Origin of the sequence: Hydrogenophaga sp. UC242_50, assembly GCF_042697355.1 — a bacterium.
In the GTDB taxonomy this organism is placed as follows: Bacteria; Pseudomonadota; Gammaproteobacteria; order Burkholderiales; family Burkholderiaceae_C; genus Hydrogenophaga.
On record NZ_CP170553.1, the window covers coordinates 1865406 to 1883087 of the forward strand.

General features: G+C 67.7%; 17 protein-coding genes and 2 pseudogenes. 9 read left to right on the forward strand and 10 right to left on the reverse strand.

Annotated elements, in window-relative coordinates; translation table 11 throughout:
• Positions 1-291 precede the first annotated feature (291 nt).
• Together lpxC and ACFJGX_RS09585 are read left to right on the forward strand one after the other, a co-directional pair.
• A complete protein-coding gene (gene lpxC, locus ACFJGX_RS09580; RefSeq protein ID WP_382321729.1) occupies positions 292-1215 on the forward strand; it encodes a UDP-3-O-acyl-N-acetylglucosamine deacetylase in 924 nt (307 codons plus the stop codon).
• Positions 1216-1236: 21 nt separating this feature from the next.
• Positions 1237-1413 carry a hypothetical protein gene (locus ACFJGX_RS09585; protein WP_291119276.1) on the forward strand — a complete coding sequence of 59 codons (177 nt, stop codon included), beginning with the start codon at positions 1237-1239 and terminating at the stop codon, positions 1411-1413.
• A gap of 16 nt (positions 1414-1429) precedes the next feature.
• Here the strand turns inward: ACFJGX_RS09585 and ACFJGX_RS09590 are convergent, their stop codons facing one another.
• From ACFJGX_RS09590 to ACFJGX_RS09630, 9 genes and pseudogenes are all read right to left on the reverse strand, one after another.
• Positions 1430-1942, reverse strand: a complete 513-nt coding sequence (locus tag ACFJGX_RS09590; protein WP_382321727.1) for a PAS domain-containing protein — start codon at positions 1940-1942, stop codon at positions 1430-1432.
• 277 nt (positions 1943-2219) lie between these two features.
• A pseudogene (locus ACFJGX_RS09595) lies at positions 2220-3008 on the reverse strand (cache domain-containing protein); the annotation flags it as partial.
• Positions 3008-3556, reverse strand: a complete 549-nt coding sequence (ruvC, locus tag ACFJGX_RS09600; RefSeq protein ID WP_291119282.1) for a crossover junction endodeoxyribonuclease RuvC — start codon at positions 3554-3556, stop codon at positions 3008-3010. The gene ruvC and the pseudogene ACFJGX_RS09595, both read right to left, overlap by 1 nt.
• Before the next feature lie 11 nt (positions 3557-3567).
• On the reverse strand, positions 3568-4560 hold the full coding sequence (locus ACFJGX_RS09605) for a phosphatidate cytidylyltransferase (RefSeq protein WP_382321721.1): 993 nt from the start codon (positions 4558-4560) through the stop codon (positions 3568-3570).
• A 90-nt stretch (positions 4561-4650) separates the two neighbouring features.
• Positions 4651-5268 carry a lysophospholipid acyltransferase family protein gene (locus ACFJGX_RS09610; protein WP_382321718.1) on the reverse strand — a complete coding sequence of 206 codons (618 nt, stop codon included), beginning with the start codon at positions 5266-5268 and terminating at the stop codon, positions 4651-4653.
• Positions 5265-6020 carry a monofunctional biosynthetic peptidoglycan transglycosylase gene (gene mtgA / locus ACFJGX_RS09615; protein WP_382321716.1) on the reverse strand — a complete coding sequence of 252 codons (756 nt, stop codon included), beginning with the start codon at positions 6018-6020 and terminating at the stop codon, positions 5265-5267. The genes ACFJGX_RS09610 and mtgA overlap by 4 nt, the downstream gene beginning before the upstream one ends.
• Positions 6021-6296: 276 nt before the next feature.
• Positions 6297-7166: an energy transducer TonB gene (locus tag ACFJGX_RS09620; RefSeq protein WP_382154605.1), complete on the reverse strand. Its 870-nt coding sequence runs from the start codon at positions 7164-7166 to the stop codon at positions 6297-6299.
• Between the two features lie 34 nt (positions 7167-7200).
• Entirely contained in the window at positions 7201-9276 is a 2076-nt protein-coding gene (locus ACFJGX_RS09625) for a ribonuclease catalytic domain-containing protein (protein ID WP_382328279.1), read from the reverse strand.
• A 24-nt stretch (positions 9277-9300) separates the two neighbouring features.
• Positions 9301-9912 (reverse strand): YqiA/YcfP family alpha/beta fold hydrolase, encoded by a 612-nt coding sequence (locus ACFJGX_RS09630; RefSeq protein ID WP_382321714.1) that lies wholly within the window; start codon positions 9910-9912, stop codon positions 9301-9303.
• Between the two features lie 25 nt (positions 9913-9937).
• Between ACFJGX_RS09630 and rodA the strand changes: the two are divergent.
• From rodA to ACFJGX_RS09650, 4 genes and pseudogenes are all read left to right on the forward strand, one after another.
• Positions 9938-11096 (forward strand): annotated as a pseudogene (gene rodA / locus ACFJGX_RS09635) (rod shape-determining protein RodA).
• A 60-nt stretch (positions 11097-11156) separates the two neighbouring features.
• Positions 11157-12617, forward strand: a complete 1461-nt coding sequence (gene tldD / locus ACFJGX_RS09640; RefSeq protein WP_291119303.1) for a metalloprotease TldD — start codon at positions 11157-11159, stop codon at positions 12615-12617.
• A 217-nt stretch (positions 12618-12834) separates the two neighbouring features.
• Entirely contained in the window at positions 12835-13968 is a 1134-nt protein-coding gene (locus ACFJGX_RS09645; protein WP_382321710.1) for a 3-deoxy-7-phosphoheptulonate synthase, read from the forward strand.
• 82 nt (positions 13969-14050) lie between these two features.
• Complete coding sequence (locus tag ACFJGX_RS09650) at positions 14051-14395, forward strand: hypothetical protein (protein ID WP_382328281.1); 345 nt, start codon at positions 14051-14053, stop codon at positions 14393-14395.
• Here the strand turns inward: ACFJGX_RS09650 and mpl are convergent.
• Positions 14376-15761 carry a UDP-N-acetylmuramate:L-alanyl-gamma-D-glutamyl-meso-diaminopimelate ligase gene (mpl, locus tag ACFJGX_RS09655; RefSeq protein WP_382321707.1) on the reverse strand — a complete coding sequence of 462 codons (1386 nt, stop codon included), beginning with the start codon at positions 15759-15761 and terminating at the stop codon, positions 14376-14378. The genes ACFJGX_RS09650 and mpl overlap by 20 nt on opposite strands.
• 90 nt (positions 15762-15851) lie before the next feature.
• On the opposite strand from mpl, the gene ACFJGX_RS09660 reads away from it, so the two are divergent.
• The 3 genes from ACFJGX_RS09660 to accB all read left to right on the forward strand — a co-directional run bounded on the left by ACFJGX_RS09660 (position 15852) and on the right by accB (position 17679).
• The gene (locus ACFJGX_RS09660) at positions 15852-16460 is read left to right on the forward strand and encodes a hypothetical protein (protein WP_382321705.1); all 609 of its coding nucleotides are present in this window, start codon (positions 15852-15854) and stop codon (positions 16458-16460) included.
• 99 nt (positions 16461-16559) lie between these two features.
• On the forward strand, positions 16560-16985 hold the full coding sequence (locus ACFJGX_RS09665) for a TlpA family protein disulfide reductase (RefSeq protein ID WP_382321702.1): 426 nt from the start codon (positions 16560-16562) through the stop codon (positions 16983-16985).
• 229 nt (positions 16986-17214) lie between these two features.
• Positions 17215-17679 carry an acetyl-CoA carboxylase biotin carboxyl carrier protein gene (accB, locus tag ACFJGX_RS09670; RefSeq protein ID WP_382328283.1) on the forward strand — a complete coding sequence of 155 codons (465 nt, stop codon included), beginning with the start codon at positions 17215-17217 and terminating at the stop codon, positions 17677-17679.
• Positions 17680-17682 lie beyond the last annotated feature (3 nt).

The window sequence follows — 17682 nt, forward strand, 5'->3', positions numbered from 1 at the left end:
CCGGTCCTCCTCCTTTACCCCGCTGCGCAGAACGCCCGGGGTCCACGAGCTGAAGAAGCGTTTGTTTGCCAGCGGTTCTCTTGCACGTAGGTCAGCGGTGATCGGGGTGGCCGGCGCAGCGGGGTAAAGGAGGAGCCCGTGGCGCAGCCACGGGCGGGGGACACCCGCGGAGCCGGCCACCCCGGTCGCCGCTGACCGTCTCAGCCGGAGAAAAACGGAGAAAAGCCTTCCCTATCAAGGCCATCAGCTTTCTAAACCATGTTCTGGCGCCCGGAAAACTACAATTCAAGGATGCTTGCCCAACGCACCCTCAAATCCCTGACCAAGGCCGTCGGTGTCGGCCTGCACAGCGGTCAGCGGGTGGAGCTGACGCTGCGGCCGGCCGCGCCCGACACGGGCATCGTGTTCCGCCGGGTCGACCTGTCCGCGCCGGTGGAGATCCCGGTCAATGCCATGGCGGTGTCCGACACCCGCCTGGCCTCCACCATCTCCAACGGCGGCGTCAAGGTGCACACCATCGAGCACCTCATGAGCGCCTGCGCCGGCCTCGGTCTGGACAACCTCTACGTCGACATCACGGCCGAAGAAGTGCCCATCCTCGACGGTTCCTCGGCCTCCTTCGTCTACCTGCTGCAAAGCGCCGGCATCGTGATGCAGAACGCGCCCAAGCGCTTCATCCGCGTCACCAAACCGGTGGAAGTGCGCGAAGGCGACGGCCGCACGCTCAAGTGGGCGCGGCTCGACCCCTTCCACGGCTACAAGCTGGCGTTCGAGATCGAGTTCAACCACCCGGCCGTGAACTCCACCGGCCAGCGCGTGGAGTTCGACTTCGGCAGCGGCCAGTACGCGCGCGAGATCGCCCGCGCCCGCACCTTCGGTTTCACGCGCGACGTGGAAATGATGCGCTCCAACGGCTTGGCGATGGGCGGCGGGCTGGACAACGCCATCGTGATGGACGACGTGAAAGTGCTCAACGCCGACGGCCTGCGCTACCAGGACGAGTTCGTCAAGCACAAGATCCTCGACGCCATGGGCGACCTCTACATCGTGGGCAAACCGCTGCTGGCCGCCTACAGCGCCTTCCGCAGCGGCCACGCGATGAACAACCAGCTGCTGCGCGCCCTGCTGGACCAGCCCGACGCCTACGAGATCGTGAGCTTCGAACACGAGCGCGAAGCCCCGCGCGGCTTCGCCCAGCTCGCACCGGCCTGGTAGGCGCCGCCGCCACCACCCCTCATGCTGCTGTTCCGCTGGACCGTGATGTTGCTGCTGCTGGCAGCGGGCGTGTGTTTTGCCTTCTACATCGGCACCGGCCAGGCACGTTACCGCACCTGGGGCATCGTGATCCTGAAGTGGACCGTCATCGCGGCCCTGGGATTCTTCGGCGTGCTCGTGCTGGAGCGCCTGCTCTAGCCAGACCGCCGTTCAGTCAGTGCGATGGCGGCTCGGTCACCGGCCGCACGAAGGCGCTGAAGAGCTGCAGCTCGCTGGTGTGGATCAGGCCGATCTTCATCTCCACTTCCATCTCGCGACCCTGCCGGTCCACCACCGTGCGCCGAAGCAGCCGGCCCGTGAACGGGGCCTTGCCGGTGGTGTGGAAATGCGCCAGCGCCTTCACGAAAGCGATGTGGTAACGCTCGGGCAGGATGGTGTCGGCCAGCGATTCGCCGCGCACCTCCTGGCGCTTCCAGCCGAACAGGGTTTCGGCCGCGGCGTTCCAGTCGGTGATGCAACCGTCGAAATCGATGCCGATGAAGGCTTCCTGCGCGCTGTCGATCACGGTCTGCACACGCTCTTCGTTGGCGCGCAGGTCGTCCACCGTCTCGCGCAACTCGGCGGTGCGCTCGCTCACGCGCCGCTCCAGCGCGGCATGGTTCTGGCGCAGCGCCGCCTCGTTGGCCTGCAGGCCCTTCACCAGGGAGTTGAAGGCATTGCCCAGCATGCGCAACCTCGCGGTAGGCCGCGGTGGTGGGCGCCTTCACCGCGTAGCCGGCCTCGATGCCGCGCGCCACGTCGGTCAGGTCGAGCAGGGGCCGGGTGATCAGGCGCGCCACCAGCCAGCCCAGCAGGGAAAACAGCAGTGCCGCCGCGATGCCGCCGAGCAGCATGCGCCGGTGCAGCTGGTTCACCGGGGCGTAGGCCTCGTCCAGCGTCTGCCGCACCAGCACGCGCCAGCCCAGGCCGGCGTAGGTGTCGAAGCCGTTGTCGCGCGTGTGGCCCACGAGGTAGGTCTGGCCATCGGGCCACGTTTCCGTCGCATGCCCCGATTCGCCGCGCCCCGCGGCTTCCACGCTCGGCACCTTCAGCACCGTGCCTTGCAGGTCCTTGGGGCCGAGCAGCACCGCGCCGGTGGTCGAGACGATCAGCAGGTCGACGCTGCGGTGGCGGCTCACGGGGGTGAAGATCGCGTCCTGGATCTCGCTGGCCCAGTTCCACGACAGGTGCACGCCCAGCACGCCCGTGGTCTGGCCGGCCGCGTCGGTGAGCGGAAAGGCGATGTCGACGAAGCGCATCGGCTCGCTGCCCGGCGTGCCCAGCAGCTGGGCGAGCAGCACGGCATCGTGCACGTCGCCCATGGGGTGGCCGTCCATGGCGTTGCGGAACCAGGGGCGCGCCGACACATCCACGCCTTCGAGCATGCCGCGCGTGGCGGTGCGCACCACGCCCGCGGTGTCGGTCACGCCGATCCAGGCGTAGTGCGGGTAGCTCTTCTGCAGGGCCTCGATCTCGCCGCGGACCGCGCCGAAGTCGGTGTGGCCGCTCAGGCGTTGGGCGATCAGGCGCACCTCGCGGTAGCGCTCGAACATGGACCGGTCCAGCCGGCTCGCGGTCTGCTGCGCCAGCTCGGTCAGGTTGGCGCCGATGGCCTCGCGCACCTGGTTGCTCGCGGCGCGGTCGCTGAACAGCGTCAGGCTCAAGGTGAGCAACAGCGACAGGACCGTGAATGCGATGGCGAGCCAGGCCCCCAGGCTGAAACGGCGCAACGGCGAAGAACCCTCCATGCCCATCAATACACCCGGCCGGCCTTGTACGTGGCGTGGGTGCGAGCCTGTTGGGTGGAGACCTTGTTGATCGCCGCCAGGGTGCGGCTCACCTGGGCGTGGGTGATGGCCAGGCCGAGCGCGTCGGCCGCGTCCTTGCCGGGCAGGCCGGGCAGGCGCAGCAGGCGCTTGACCATTTCCTGCATCTGCGGCTTGCCGGCCCGGCCGTTGCCGGCCACGGCCTTCTTCAACTGCAGCGCGGTGTACTCGGCAACCTCCAGCTTGTTGGCCACGAGGGCCGTGAGGCAGGCGCCACGTGCCTGGCCCAGCAGCAGCGTGGCCTGGGGGTTGACGTTGACGAACACGATTTCACAGACCGACATCTGGGGCTGGTAGCGCGCCACCACCTCGGTGATGCCGTCGAACAGGATCTTGAGCCGCTCGGGCAGCAGGGCGCCGTCCTTCGGGCTGGTCTGGATGGTGCCGCTGGCCACATAGTGCAGGGCAGCGCCTTCGGTGTCGATCACGCCGAAGCCGGTGCATTGCAGGCCGGGGTCGATGCCGAGGATGCGCATGGTGGAAGGTCTCAAAGGTCGAAGGTCCAGCGCACCGAATGGAAGAACACGGGCGCGGCGAAGCACAGGGCGTCCACGCGGTCGAGCAGGCCGCTGGCACCGGTGACCGAGCGGCCCGCCAAGCCCCAGTGGGTCACGCCGCGGTCGCGCTTGATGGCCTTCATGACCAGGTGGCCGAAGCTGCCGGCCACACAGGCCACCAGGGCCATGGCCAGCGCGGGCAGGGGCTTGAAGGGCGTGAAGCCGGAGAGCACGGCGCCCAGCAGGCCGCCGGCGACCAGGCCCAGGGCCCAGCTGCGCCAGTGGAAGCTGCCGCTGATGGCGGGGGCCACCGGCCGGCGCAGGCCGCGCGCGGCCAGGTGCTGCACCAGCATGCAGGTTTGCACCACCAGCACCAGGAAGAACACCAGGAACGCGGTCTTGCCGACGAAGCCGGGGAAGCTGAGCAGCAGCAGGGCGGGCACGTGGCTCATGCCGTACACGCAGACCATGATGCCCCACTGCAGTTTGGCGTTGCGCTCGAGGAAACGCTGGGGGTCGTTGCCCAGCGCGCTCACCACGGGAATCGCGAGGAACACGTAGACCGGGATGAACACGGTGAACAGGTTGAAGCGTTCCGTCCAGACCAGCGCGTACTGCAGCGGCAGCACGATGAAGAAGGCCAGCACCAGGCTGCGGTGGTCGCCCCGGCGCGTGGGCGAGAGGCTGATGAACTCGCGCAGGATGAAGAACGAGACCAGGCCGAACAGCACGATGGCGAAGCCCTCGCCCATGACCCAGCCGACCCAGAACACCAGCATCATCATCCAGGAGCTGCGCAGCAGCGCCTGGTTGTCCTGCAGGCGCAGCGCGCGTTCGCCGCTGGCGTCGTCGTCGCCTGAGCGGCGCTCGCGCAGCGACAGCAGCACGCCCACGCCGCTGGCGATGATCAGCAGGCCGAACAGCACCACGAAGACGAGGCTGACCTGCTGGTCGGGGGTGAGGCTGCGAAGGAAGGAACCCATCAGACCGTCCGCCGGGCCGCCCCAAGGGCGGTCTGCGCCCCCTTGGGGGGCAATGAGTACATGAAATGACGAGTGTGGGGGCTCATGTTCTTAGACGTCCCGAAGGGCCATGACGGCCTCGCGGGCCCGTTTCAGGAAATCGGCGCGCGGTTCCTCGGCGCCCAGCACCAGCGGTTCGCCGAAGGTCACCGAGCACAGCACCGGCACCGGCACCACCTCGCCCTTGGGGATCACGCGCTGCACGTTGTGGATCCAGGCCGGCACCAGCACCACGCCGGGAAAGCGCTGCGCCAGGTTGTACAGGCCCGACTTGAAGGGCTGCGGGTCTTCCTCGTGGCCGCGCGTGCCCTCGGGAAAGAGGATCAGCGAGTCGCCGCTCTCCAGCGCCTGCACCAGCGGCGCCAGTGGGTCTTCGTCGCCCTTGCGCTCGCGCTCCACGTACACGGCGTTGAACACCTCGGTGGTGATCCAGCGCTTGAAGTTCGACGCGGTCCAGTAGTCCTTGGCCGCGATCGGGCGCGTGATGCTGCGCAGCTCCTGCGGCAGCGCGGCCCAGATCAGCACGAGGTCGGCGTGGCTCTGGTGGTTGGCGAAATAGATGCGCTGCTCGGCCTTGGGCGGGCAGCCGTGCCAGCGCGCCTGCGCGCCGGTGAGCAGGCGCACCAGGCCGAGCAGGAACACGCTCATGAAGGTGGCACGAAGGTTCATGGCAGCACGACCCCACCCATGCGCGCGACGATGGTGCCGGTGCGCCGCGCGAGGTAGGCCGATCCCTGCCGCGCCTCGAAGAACTTGGGCGAGGGCAGCATCACCGCCAGACGCGCCGCCTCGTGCGGGCTGAGCTTGCTGGCCGGCTTGTTGAAGTAGCGCTGCGAGGCGGCCTCGGCGCCGAAGATGCCTTCGCCCCACTCCACGCTGTTGAGGTAGATCTCCAGGATGCGGCGCTTGTCGAGCAAGGCTTCGAGCATCAGCGTGAGCACCAGTTCCTGGCCCTTGCGCAGCAGCTGGCGTTCGCCGGAGAGCAGCAGGTTTTTCGCGAGTTGCTGCGTGATGGTGGAGCCGCCGACCACCTTGGGCTCGCGCGCGGGCTGGGCGGGCTGGGCGGGCTGGCGCGCGGCGCGTTTTTCGGCCAGCTGCTGGCGGCGCTCGTTCTTCTGCCAGGCGCCTTCGATCGCGCCCCAGTCCACGCCCCGGTGGTCGGTGAAGCCGGCGTCTTCGGAGGCGATCACGGCGCGCTTGAGGTGCGGGCTGATCTGGGCATCGGGCACCCAGTGGTGCGACCAGCGCCAACCCTTGTCGCTTTGCAGGCTGGCGCCCGCGATGCGCCAGGCTTCGGAGCGCATGAAGGCGGTGCTGGTGGGATCGACCGCGACCATGAGCGCGATGCGCGCCAGAAAGAACAGCTGCAGGGCCAGCCCGGCGAGGACCAGCCACAGCAACCAGCGTCCGAGGGACCTCATGCGGTGTGGAAGGGCCTGTTCACACTATTTTTCCAAGTGCGAATGGGTTGAAAACAGCGCCAATCGAGGCGCGCGACGACGGCCAGACCGGGTGTCTGGCCTAGGAGTGCAACGAAGAGTGGCGCTGTTTTCAACCCATTCCCTTCGGGTTGCGGCCAACAAGGCCATGCGCGGCGTTGCGGAGCCTTGCCGGGGGAATGCCCCGGCTGCGTTTCGCGCCTTGCGCATGGCCTTTTTGATCCGCAACGCATCTTGGAAAAATAGTGTGAACAGGCCCTATTGCCCGGAGAGCTGGGTCTGCAGCGTCTCGTCGCGCGTGAAGCGGAAGCGCGAGACGACCACGATCTGGTCGGCCTGGCGGCGCATGGCTTCGTTGAAGCGGCCGAACGAGAGGCTGCGCACGATGGCCTGGGCGCGGCGGTCGAGCTGGCTGATGCCCGAGGGCTGCACCACCTCGGTGTCGAGCACGGCGCCGTTGTGGTTGACCGTGATGGTCATGGTGAGTTCGCCGTAGAGCTTGCGGCCGCCGACTTCGGGGAAGTTGGTGGTGCCCCGGTCCTCGATCTTGCGGCGCAGCTCGTCGTAGTAGATGGCGTAGACCGCCTCGCGCGTGGCCGGGCTGATGTAGCGCTTCTTGGGCCGCGCGTTTTCTTCGTTGATGCGCTTTTCGATCTCGGCCAGGATCTTCACCAGCGCGCGGCGCTTCTGCTCGCGCTCCGACGAGGCCTGGCTGGGGTTGACCGACTCGGGGTCGGGTGGCGGCATCTTGGCGAGCTCGCGGCGCACCTGGGCCAGCAGGCGGTTCTGCTGCTCGCGCAGCATCTCGATCGTGCGCTCGTCTTCTTCGTGCGCGTCGCCGATGCGGGCCACCGTGGCGGGTGGCAGGGGCGAGGTGGCGCGGCCGCGTTCGGCCTCGCCACCGCCGGCCAGCGAGGTCTGCGCGATGGCCGTGGCCTTGTCGGGCCGCTCGTTGCCGCGCGCGTTGACGAGGATGACTTCCAGCGGCGTGTCCTGGAACACGCGGTTGAAACGCTCGGGGTCCACGAAGCGCACCGTGAGCAGCGCGGCGTGCACGGCCACCGACACCCCCAGCGCCAGTTGCAGCGTGCTCAGCTTCTTGAAAAAGGACAGGGCGGACGGCTTCACGCGGGCATTATCCGTGCTGGGTGTCGCCTGGGCCTCAATCCCCTGCCGGGCCGGGCGTTTGGGGGGGCTGGGCGGCGCTTTCGCCCTCGGTTTCGTTGACGTCGATCGCCAGGGCCAGCGGCGCGGCCAGTGCCTCCTCTTCCTCGGCGTCGTCGCCCGCGGTCTCGCCCACGTCGTCCACCGGCAGGTCCAGCCGCTCGGTGACGGTGCCGTGGATGTCGAGCGTGATGTCGTCGATCTCACCCAGCTTCACGCGCACGTGCGCGCCGCGCGGCAGGCCGTCGGCGCCCAGCACCGGCAGCACCAGGGGCAGGGTGTCGGCGCGCACCAGGTTGTCCTTGATCAGGGTGGCGGTGAGCTCGGTGATGCCTTCCTGCCGGAGGTACTGCAGCGTCCAGTAGCGCTCCATGCCGTTCTGGAAGCCGTTGTACGCGGTGTAGGCGGCGTCGAAGGCGCTGATGATGGAGAACAGGTTGGCGTCCTTGGGCTTGAACGGCGCGGCCAGCGCGGCGGTCTTGCCGTGGCGCGCGCAGGCAATGATCTGCCACTGGTTGACCAGGTCCACGTAGCGGCGCAGGGGCGAGGTGCTCCAGGCGTAGCTCTTGACGCCGATGCCCGCGTGCGGCTGCGCCTTGGTGCCCATGCGCACCTTGACGCCGGGCTGCAGGCTGGCCTGGCTGCGGTAGATGCCGGGCACGCCGCAGTCGGCCAGCCAGTTGCCCCAGGTGCTGTTGGCCAGGATCATGGCCTCGGCCACCATCAGGTCCAGCGGGGCGCCGCGTTTGCGGGTGCCGATGACCACGCGCTCGTCGCCCTGCGGTTCGTCGCCGCTCACGCCTTCGAGGCGGAAGGTGTAGTCCGGGCGGGTGAAGTTCTCGGGTTTGCCGCGCACCACCTCGCGTTGCGCCTTGAGGTGCAGGGCCAGGCGGAACAGGAAACCCAGCGAGGGTTGCAGGGCCGCGATCTCGGCGGGGACATCGGTCGCCGGCGCCTCGCCCGCGAGCCAGGCTTCGGTGATCACCGTGTCGAGCTGGTCGTGCCGCAGGTTGAGGGCGATCGGCACGCGCTCCAGCGCGGTGCGGCTGCCGGTGACGGCCAGGGTGGCTTCGTCGAAGCTGACGTACAGGGACACGGCGGGGCAATCGCGCCCGGCCATGAGCGTGTAGGCCTGCACCACCTCGTCGGGCAGCATGGTGAGCTTGTGGCCCGGCATGTAGACGGTGGACAGGCGCGTGCGCGCCACCTGGTCGATGGGGCCTTCCGGCGCCACGGCCAGGCCGGGCGCCGCGATGTGGATGCCCAGCGTGACGCTGCCGCTGCCCAGGCCTTGCAGCGAGAGCGCGTCGTCGATCTCGGTGGTCTGCGAATCGTCGATGGAGAAGGCCTGCACCGGCGCCAGGGGCAGCTCGTCGGCGATGACCGGGGCCTGCAGCGGGGGGAAGCCCGTGCCCTTGGGGAACTGGTCGAACAGGAAGCGCTGCCAGTGGAACTGGTAGGCGCTGCTGATGGCACCCGCGTTCTGCAGCAGGGTGAGCGGCGCGGTGTGGCTGGTGCGCGCGGCTTCCACCACGGCCTTGTACTCGGGCGCGTTCTTGTCCGGCCGGAACAGCAGCTTGTAGAGCTGCTGGCGCACCGGCGCCGGGCAACTGCCGCTGGCGAGCTCGGCCGCCCAGGCCTCGATCTGTGCCTGCACCTGTTTCTTCTTCTCGATCGCGGCCAGGGCCTGCGCGAGGATGTCGGCCGGCGCCTTCTTGTAGCGGCCCTTGCCGGCGCGGCGGAAGTAGTGCGGCGCGCCTTGCAGGCACAGGAGCGCGGCCACCTGTTCGGTGATGCCCGCCTTGTCGCTGAAATACTCGTGGGCGAGGTCCGCGAAACCGAACTCGTCTTCGGGCGCGAATTCGTAGGCCAGCTCCAGCTCCATGGTCTCCGCCAGGGCGGTGGCCGCCGGCATCAGCTGGCTGGGGGCGGGTTTTTCGAAGCGCAGCAGGGCATTGGCCGACTTGACCTTGACGCGTTTGCCGGATTCGAGCTCGACTTGCAGGGAACTTTCGGCCTCGGACAGGAGGCGGCCGGTCAACAGCTTGCCGGCTTCATCAAACAGGATGTGCATGGGCGCGATTGTCCCATGGGGCCGTTACAGGTCCAGGAAATGGAACAGGTCGTCGATGTGGTCGTCGAAGTCGCTGATGGCGTGGTCGCTGCCTTCCAGCAGGCGGGTCGTTCCCCCTGCGCAGAAGGCCTGCATTTCGCGCCAGTCCAGCACCTCGTCGCCTTTGGCCACGATGGCGAACTGGCGCTCCGGCGAGGCCGGGTGCAAAGGAGCCAGGCGGGCGATGTCGTCCTGCTGTTGCTGAAGCTCCCCCATGAAGGCCGGGTCGACGACGAAGCGCGCCTGCGGGTCGTGCCAGGCGGTCTGTTCGCCGATGTATTTCACCAGGTCGCGCGCGGGAAACACGGCCGGGTTGAGCAGCACCGTGCGGCGGCAACCGGTCTGCAGCGCCAGCCAGCGCGCGTAGAAGCCGCCCAGCGACGAGCCGACCACGCCCATGGTCTCGCGCGGCCAGTCCTGCACGCCGCGCACCACCATGTCCATGGCTTCGCGCGGGGAGGGCGGCAGTTGAGGGCACCACCAGACCACCTCCGGGTGCCGCGCCTGCATGCGCGCGGCGACCTTCTGCGCCTTCATCGATTGCGGCGACGAACGAAAACCATGCAGGTACAACAGGTGGGTGGTGGGGGATGTCATGGCCGAAGGATAATCGGGGCCCAACATGGCCGCCGTCTTCGACAAACCCACCCTGCTGCAGCGCATCGCCCCGATCTTCCAGGGCTTTGACGGCTGGCTGCTGTTCGCCATCCTGCTGATGGCCGGCGCCGGCCTGATCACCATGTATTCGGTGGGTTTTGACCACGGCACCCGCTTCGCGGCCCACAGCCGCAACATGCTGCTGGCCGTGGGGCTGATGTTCCTCGTGTCTCAGGTGCCGCCGCACCGCCTGATGACGCTGGCCGTGCCGCTGTACACCCTGGGCGTGATGCTGCTGCTGGGTGTGGAGCTGTTCGGCATCATGCGCAAGGGTTCGCAGCGCTGGCTGGACATCGGCGTCACCGTCATCCAGCCCAGCGAACTCATGAAGATCGCCATGCCGCTGATGCTGGCCTGGTGGTTCCACCGCCGGGAAGGGCAGCTCAAGCCGCTGGATTTCGTGGCGGCCGGCATCCTGCTCATCATTCCGGTGGCGCTCATCCTCAAGCAGCCCGACCTGGGGACTTCGCTGTTGGTGATGTCCTCCGGCCTGGCCGTCATTTTCTTCGCCGGCCTGAGCTGGAAGCTGATCCTGCCACCGGTGTTGATCGGCGTGATCGGTGTGGTGACGCTGATCGCCATGGAGCCGCAGATGTGCGCGCCGGGCGTGGACTGGCAGATCTTGCACGAGTATCAGCGCCAGCGCGTGTGCACCCTGCTCGACCCCTCGAAAGACCCGCTGGGCAAGGGCTTCCACATCATCCAGGGCATGATCGCCATCGGTTCGGGCGGCATCTGGGGCAAGGGCTTTATGCAGGGCACGCAGACCCACCTGGAGTTCATCCCCGAGCGCACCACCGACTTCATCTACGCCGCCTTTTCCGAGGAATTCGGCCTCATGGGTGTGCTGGGCCTCATGTCCGGCTTCATCTTCCTCATCGTGCGCGGTCTGCTGATCGCGGTGGAGGCGCCGACCCAGTTTTCCCGGCTGGTGGCGGCTGCGGTCACGCTCAACGTGTTCGTCTATGCCTTCGTCAACATGGGCATGGTCAGCGGCATCCTGCCGGTGGTGGGGGGTGCCGTTGCCCTTCGTGAGCTATGGCGGCACGGCCATGGTGACGCTGGGCGTGGGGCTGGGCATCCTGATGGCGATCGCCAAGTCCAAGCGCCTGATGCAGTCCTAGAGCGGTTGACGGCAAGACCCTGACGGCAGCGCGCGGCGCCAGGGTTCTTACAATGGGCCGATGATTTCACGCGAACCCACCCTGGCCCGTCTCGCCACCGCCCAAAGCCTGTTGCTCGAACCGTTCGGGTTGAGCCCCACGCACCTGCAGCGCGCGCTCGGCGAGATCATGTCGCACGGCGTGGACGACGCCGACCTGTATTTCCAGACCACGCGCAGCGAAGGCTGGAGCCTGGAAGAGGGCATCGTCAAGACCGGCAGCTTCAGCATCGACCAGGGGGTCGGCGTGCGTGCGGTCAGCGGTGAAAAGACGGCGTTCGCCTATTCCGACGACCTGTCCTGGGACTCGCTGATCGATGCCGCCCACACGGTGCGCTCGATTTCGGCACAGGGCCAGGGCCGCAAGGTGCGCGTGCCGGCGGTGAAGGTGCCCAAGTCGCGTTCGCTCTACCCGGGCCTGGACCCGATCGCCACGCTCGACAGCACCGCCAAGGTCGCGCTGCTGGAAAAAGTGGAGCGCATGGCCAAGGCCAAGGACCCGCGCGTGAAGCAGGTCATGGCCGGCCTGGCGAGCGAATACGACGTGGTGCTGGTGGCGCGCGCCGACGGCACTTTGGCGGCCGACGTGCGCCCGCTGATCCGCCTGTCGGTGACGGTGATCGCCGAGCAGTCGGGCCGGCGCGAAGCCGGTTCGTCCGGCGGCGGCGGCCGTTTCGGCCTGGCCTATTTCGACGATGCCATGGTGCAGTCCTACGTGGACGAGGCCGTGTCCTACGCGCTGACCAACCTCGACGCACGCCCTGCACCGGCCGGCGAGATGGTGGTGGTGCTGGGCTCGGGCTGGCCCGGCATCCTGCTGCACGAGGCGGTGGGCCACGGGCTGGAAGGCGATTTCAACCGCAAGGGCTCCAGCGCTTTCGCCGGCCGCATCGGCCAGCGCGTGGCCGCCAAGGGTGTGACCGTGCTCGACGATGGCACCATCGCCGACCGCCGGGGCTCGCTCAACGTGGACGATGAAGGCCACACCTCGCAGCGCAATGTGCTGATCGAGGACGGCATTCTGCGCGGCTACATCCAGGACGCGATGAACGCGCGCCTGATGGGCGTAAAGCCCACCGGCAATGGCCGTCGCGAGAGCTACGCCCACGTGCCCATGCCGCGCATGACCAACACCTACATGCTGGGTGGCGACAAGGCGCCCGAGGAAATCGTGGCCAGCATCAAGAAGGGCCTGTACGCCACCAACTTCGGCGGTGGCCAGGTCGACATCACCAGCGGCAAGTTCGTGTTCTCGGCCAGCCAGGCCTACTGGGTGGAGAACGGCCAGATCCAGTACCCGGTGAAGGGCGCCACGCTGGTGGGCAATGGCCCGGACGCGCTGACCCGCGTCAGCATGATCGGCAACGACATGAAGCTCGACAGCGGCGTGGGCACCTGCGGCAAGGAAGGCCAGAGCGTGCCGGTGGGCGTGGGCCAGCCGACGCTGCGCATCGATGGCCTGACGGTCGGCGGCACCGCTTGACTCGGCGTTTTCAATTGCCTGTGCTACATTTCGAACCCATGTCTTCGCGCTTCGCCTTTTTTGCCTTTTATTTTTGGTTCTCAGTCCCCGGCGGACGAGAGGCGAAGCTGTAAGCGCATCACCGAATCTCGATACAACCGCCGGAGCTCCAAGCCCGGCGGTTTTTTTTCGCCCTTTCGAACCGTTTTTTGATTCAACCCCACTCAGGAGCCCCGTGATGACCGCCAAGAACGCCCCCGCCAGCAGCGACGCCTGGCATGCCCGTCCTGTCGACAAAACCAGCCAGACCGACGACGAACGCATCAAGGACATCACCGTGTTGCCCCCTCCTGAACACCTGATCCGCTTCTTCCCCATCGGCGGCACGCCGGTGGAAGCGCTCATCAGCCAGACCCGCCAGCGCATTCACCGCATCCTGCATGGGCAGGACGACCGTCTGCTGGTCGTGATCGGCCCGTGCTCCATCCACGATCCGGCCGCCGCGGTCGACTACGCGCGCCGTCTCAAGCCGCTGCGCGAGAAGTACGCCGACACGCTGGAGATCGTGATGCGGGTCTACTTCGAGAAGCCGCGCACCACGGTGGGCTGGAAGGGCCTGATCAACGACCCCTACCTGGACGAGAGCTACCGCATCGACGAGGGCCTGCGCATCGCGCGCCAGCTGCTGATCGAGATCAACCGCCTGGGCCTGCCTGCGGGCAGCGAGTTCCTCGACGTGATCTCGCCGCAGTACATCGGCGACCTGATCGCCTGGGGCGCCATCGGCGCGCGCACCACCGAAAGCCAGGTGCACCGCGAGCTGGCCTCGGGCCTCTCGGCCCCGATCGGCTTCAAGAACGGCACCGACGGCAACATCAAGATCGCCACCGACGCGATTCAGGCCGCCTCGCGCGGCCACCATTTCCTCTCGGTGCACAAGAACGGCCAGGTGGCGATCGTGCAGACCAATGGCAACAAGGACTGCCACGTGATTCTGCGCGGTGGCAAGGCGCCCAACTACGACGCCGCCAGCGTGGCCGCTTCGGTGAAGGAACTCGAGGCCGCCAAGCTGCCGCCGCGCCTGATGGTCGACTGCAGCCACGCCAACAGCAGTAAGCAGCACGAGAAGCAGCTCGAGGTGGCGCGCGACATCGCGGGCCAGATCGTTGGCGGCTCGCGCAGCATCTTCGGCGTGATGATCGAGAGCCACATCGAAGCCGGCGCTCAGAAGTTCACTCCAGGCAAGGACGAGGTGGGCGCGCTCAAGTACGGGCAGAGCATCACCGACGCCTGCCTGGGCTGGGGCGATTCGCTGCAGGCGCTCGAGGTCCTGTCGGCGGCGGTGCTGACCGCCCGCCACGCGCGGGGCTGATGCCGCCACGGGCTTTCACGGGGTGGATCGCGCACGGCGCGCGGTCCACAATGGGGCGAATCACCGATCAGGAGAACCCGACATGCGCAGCCAAGTCACCGTGAGCTGGGGCGGCACCGCCTCTTACCCGTTCGATCTCGAGGAGGTGCAGCCGATGCCGCACGACCATGCGCGCGCCTGGCTCGACGAACAGTTCACCACCCTGGGCTGTGACCCGATCCGGCCGACCGGCAAGGTGCTGACGGCCGACAAGATCCTGTGCGTGGCCGAAGCCGCTGGGGAGGGCCATTTCCGGGATGCGGCGCACCGTCCCTGGGCGGTGGCCTTTGCCCGCGCCGCGAGCGCGGCGCTGGCCAAAACCGGTGGTGTCGATCGACGTGCCGAAGCACGTGCTGACGTACTGAGGGTCAGGCGGCCAGGGCCTTGAGCAGGCGGTCGTGCACACCGCCGAAGCCGCCGTTGCTCATGCAGACGATGTGGTCGCCGGGCTGGGCGGCCGCCGTTACCTGGGCCACCAGTTCGTCGATGTTGCGGCCGATCTGCGCCCGCGCACCCATGGGTGCCAGGGCCTCGGCTGCGTCCCAGTCCAGCCCGCCCGAGTGGCAGAACGCCAGGTCTGCCGCCTCCAGGCTCCAAGGCAGTTGGGACTTCATCGTGCCCAGCTTCATGGTGTTGCTGCGCGGCTCGAACACCGCCAGGATGCGACCGCGCGGCTGGCCCAGCTTGCGTTGCAGGCCATCGAGCGTGGTGCGGATGGCGGTGGGGTGGTGGGCGAAGTCGTCGTAGACCGTGATCGCGCCGCCTGCGCGAGGCACCATGCCCCGCACTTCCATGCGACGACGCACGTTCTCGAAGTTGCTCAAGGCGCGCGCGGCGTCCGCCGGGGCCACACCCACGTGCTCGGCCGCCGCGATGGCCGCCAGGCCATTGAGCTGGTTGTGCACGCCGGTGAGTGCCCACTCCACGCGGCCGACTGGTTGGCCGCGGTGCAACACGTCGAAGGCGTGGGGTTCGCCCTGGGCGGTGAAATCACTCACCGCCGCACCGAAGCTGCGCAATTCGCTCCAGAGGCCCTTGTGCAGCACGCGCTCGAGGCTTTCTTCCAGGCCGTTGACGACCACACGGCCGTTGCCCGGCACGGTGCGGATCAGGTGGTGGAACTGGCGTTCGATCGCCGCGAGGTCGTCAAAAATGTCGGCGTGGTCGAACTCGAGGTTGTTCAGGATCGCGGTGCGGGGCCGGTAGTGCACGAACTTGCTGCGCTTGTCGAAGAAGGCGGTGTCGTACTCGTCGGCTTCGATGGTGAAGGTCTTGCCCTGGCCCAGGCGGGCCGACACACCGAAGTTCATCGGCACGCCACCAATCAGGAAGCCGGGCTGCAGGCCGTTGGCCTCCAGGATCCAGGTCAGCATGCCGGTGGTGGTGGTCTTGCCGTGCGTGCCGGCGACGGCCAGCACATGGCGGCCCTGCAGCACGTGTTCGGCCAGCCACTGGGGCCCGCTGGTGTAGGCCGCGCCGCTGTCCATGATGGCTTCCATCAGCGGGAACTTGGGTGTGCCATCCGCCGTGCGGGCACGGCTGACCACGTTGCCGACCACGAACACGTCGGGCTGGAGGGCCAGCTGGTCGGCGCCAAAGCCTTCGATGAGGTCGATGCCCAGCGCCCGCAGCTGGTCGCTCATGGGGGGATAGACGCCGGCGTCGCAGCCGGTCACGCGGTGGCCGGCTTCGCGGGCCAGGGCAGCGAGACCGCCCATGAAGGTGCCGCAGATGCCCAGAATATGAATGTGCATCCCGGGATTCTAGGGGGCGCACCCACCGGGTTTGCGGGTATGGACCGTGCGCGCCGTGGGCGCCGCCGCCAGCGGGCACAATCCCCCTCCATGGATGCCAGCCGAGACGACACTTCCCACGAAATCGCCGCCGTGGCCGCCCGACTGGTGGTCGAGGAGGGCCTGGAATATGCCGCGGCCAAGCGCCGCGCGGTCAAGCAGCTGGGCTTGCCGGCGCGCACGCCCCTGCCCGACAACGCGATGCTGGATGCCGCGGTGCGCGAGGACATCGCCGTGTTCTGCCCGGAAAGCCAGGCCGTCGAGTTGCGCGCGCTGCGCGAACTCGCCTTGCTCTGGATGGACCGCCTGCAGGCCTTTCGCCCCCACCTGGGCGGCGCCGTCTGGCACGGCACGGCCACCCGGCACAGTGATATCTATCTTCAGCTGTTCTGCGAAGACCCCAAGGCGCCTGAGTGGACGCTGCTCGATCACCGCGTCGAATACCACCCGGGCACGGTCAACGGCTGGCGCGGCGAACCCGTGGAGGCGTTGACGCTGCGCGTGCGAAGCGAGGCGCTGGGCCAGTGGGTGCTGGTGCATCTGATGGTGCACGACCTGGACGACCAGCGCGGCGCCCTCAAGCCCGACGCCCAGGGGCGCAAGCCGCGCGGTGACGCGGCGGCCTTGCGCCGCCTGCTGGCCGGGGAGGTGGCGGCATGAGCCTGCAACGAAGAACCCTCTGGATGGCCGGCGTGGCGGTGGTCGCTGGTGGTGCCGGCGCCTTGCTGGCCAACGCGGCGCCTTCAGCTCCAGCCGGTGATGAGCGAGGCCGAGGCCGCGTTCTGGGCCGGGTCGTTCGACGGACCGAACGGTGAAGCCGTGCGCATGAGCGATTTCCGTGGCAAGCCCTTGCTGGTGAATTTCTGGGCCACCTGGTGCCCGCCGTGCGTGGAGGAGCTGCCGATGCTGAACCAGTTCCACACCGCGCAGGCCGCCAAGGGCTGGCAGGTGCTGGGCCTGGCGGTCGATCAGCCCAGCGCGGTGCGCAGCTTCATGCAGAAGCTGCCGCTGAATTTCCCGGTGGGCATGGCAGGCTTCGCGGGCACGGAACTCAGCCGCAGCCTGGGCAACGCCACCGGGGCCTTGCCCTTCAGCGTGGTGTTCGGCGCCGACGGGGCGCTGCTGCACCGAAAGCTCGGCAAGGTGTCGGAGACCGATCTGGCGCAGTGGGCCGAGTTGGGTTGACCTTTCGTCAACCCACTCGAACTCGACGAGAAAAAGAGGTAAATTCGTCGTTTTCACAAAAATGACTCAATGAGTCATCCCTTGCCCCGGGTTGAAAACCCTCCAGCGGGCGAGGTTGGGAAGCCGGTCCATTCGTGTACACTGCGGCACCCCGGCGGGTTGGTCAGCTCTCATTTCGTTGAAATTGAGTGCTTTTAGATCAACTTGACCGAACTTCGTTGGAGAAATCATGGATTTGAGAAAACTGAAGACACTGATCGACCTCGTGTCCGAGTCGAACGTGTCCGAGCTGGAAATCACCGAGGCCGAAGGCAAGGTGCGCATCGTCAAGAGCGCGCCTGTCGTGGCCGCCGCGCCCGTGACCTACAGCATGGCCCCCGCACCGGTGTCTCCACCCCTGGTGCCGGCCGTCGACGTGACGCCCGCCGCTCCGGTGGCCACCGCCCCTGCCGCGCCGGCCGGGCACACCGTGAAGTCGCCCATGGTGGGCACCTTCTACCGTGCGTCGAGCCCGGGTGCGAAGCCCTTCGTCGAGATCGGTGACACCATCAAGGAAGGCGAGACGATCTGCATCGTGGAAGCGATGAAGATCCTCAACGAGATCGAGGCCGACAAGTCCGGCACCGTGACCCAGATCCTGGTGGAGAACGGCCAGGCGGTGGAGTACGGACAGCCCATGTACGTGATCGAATAAAGA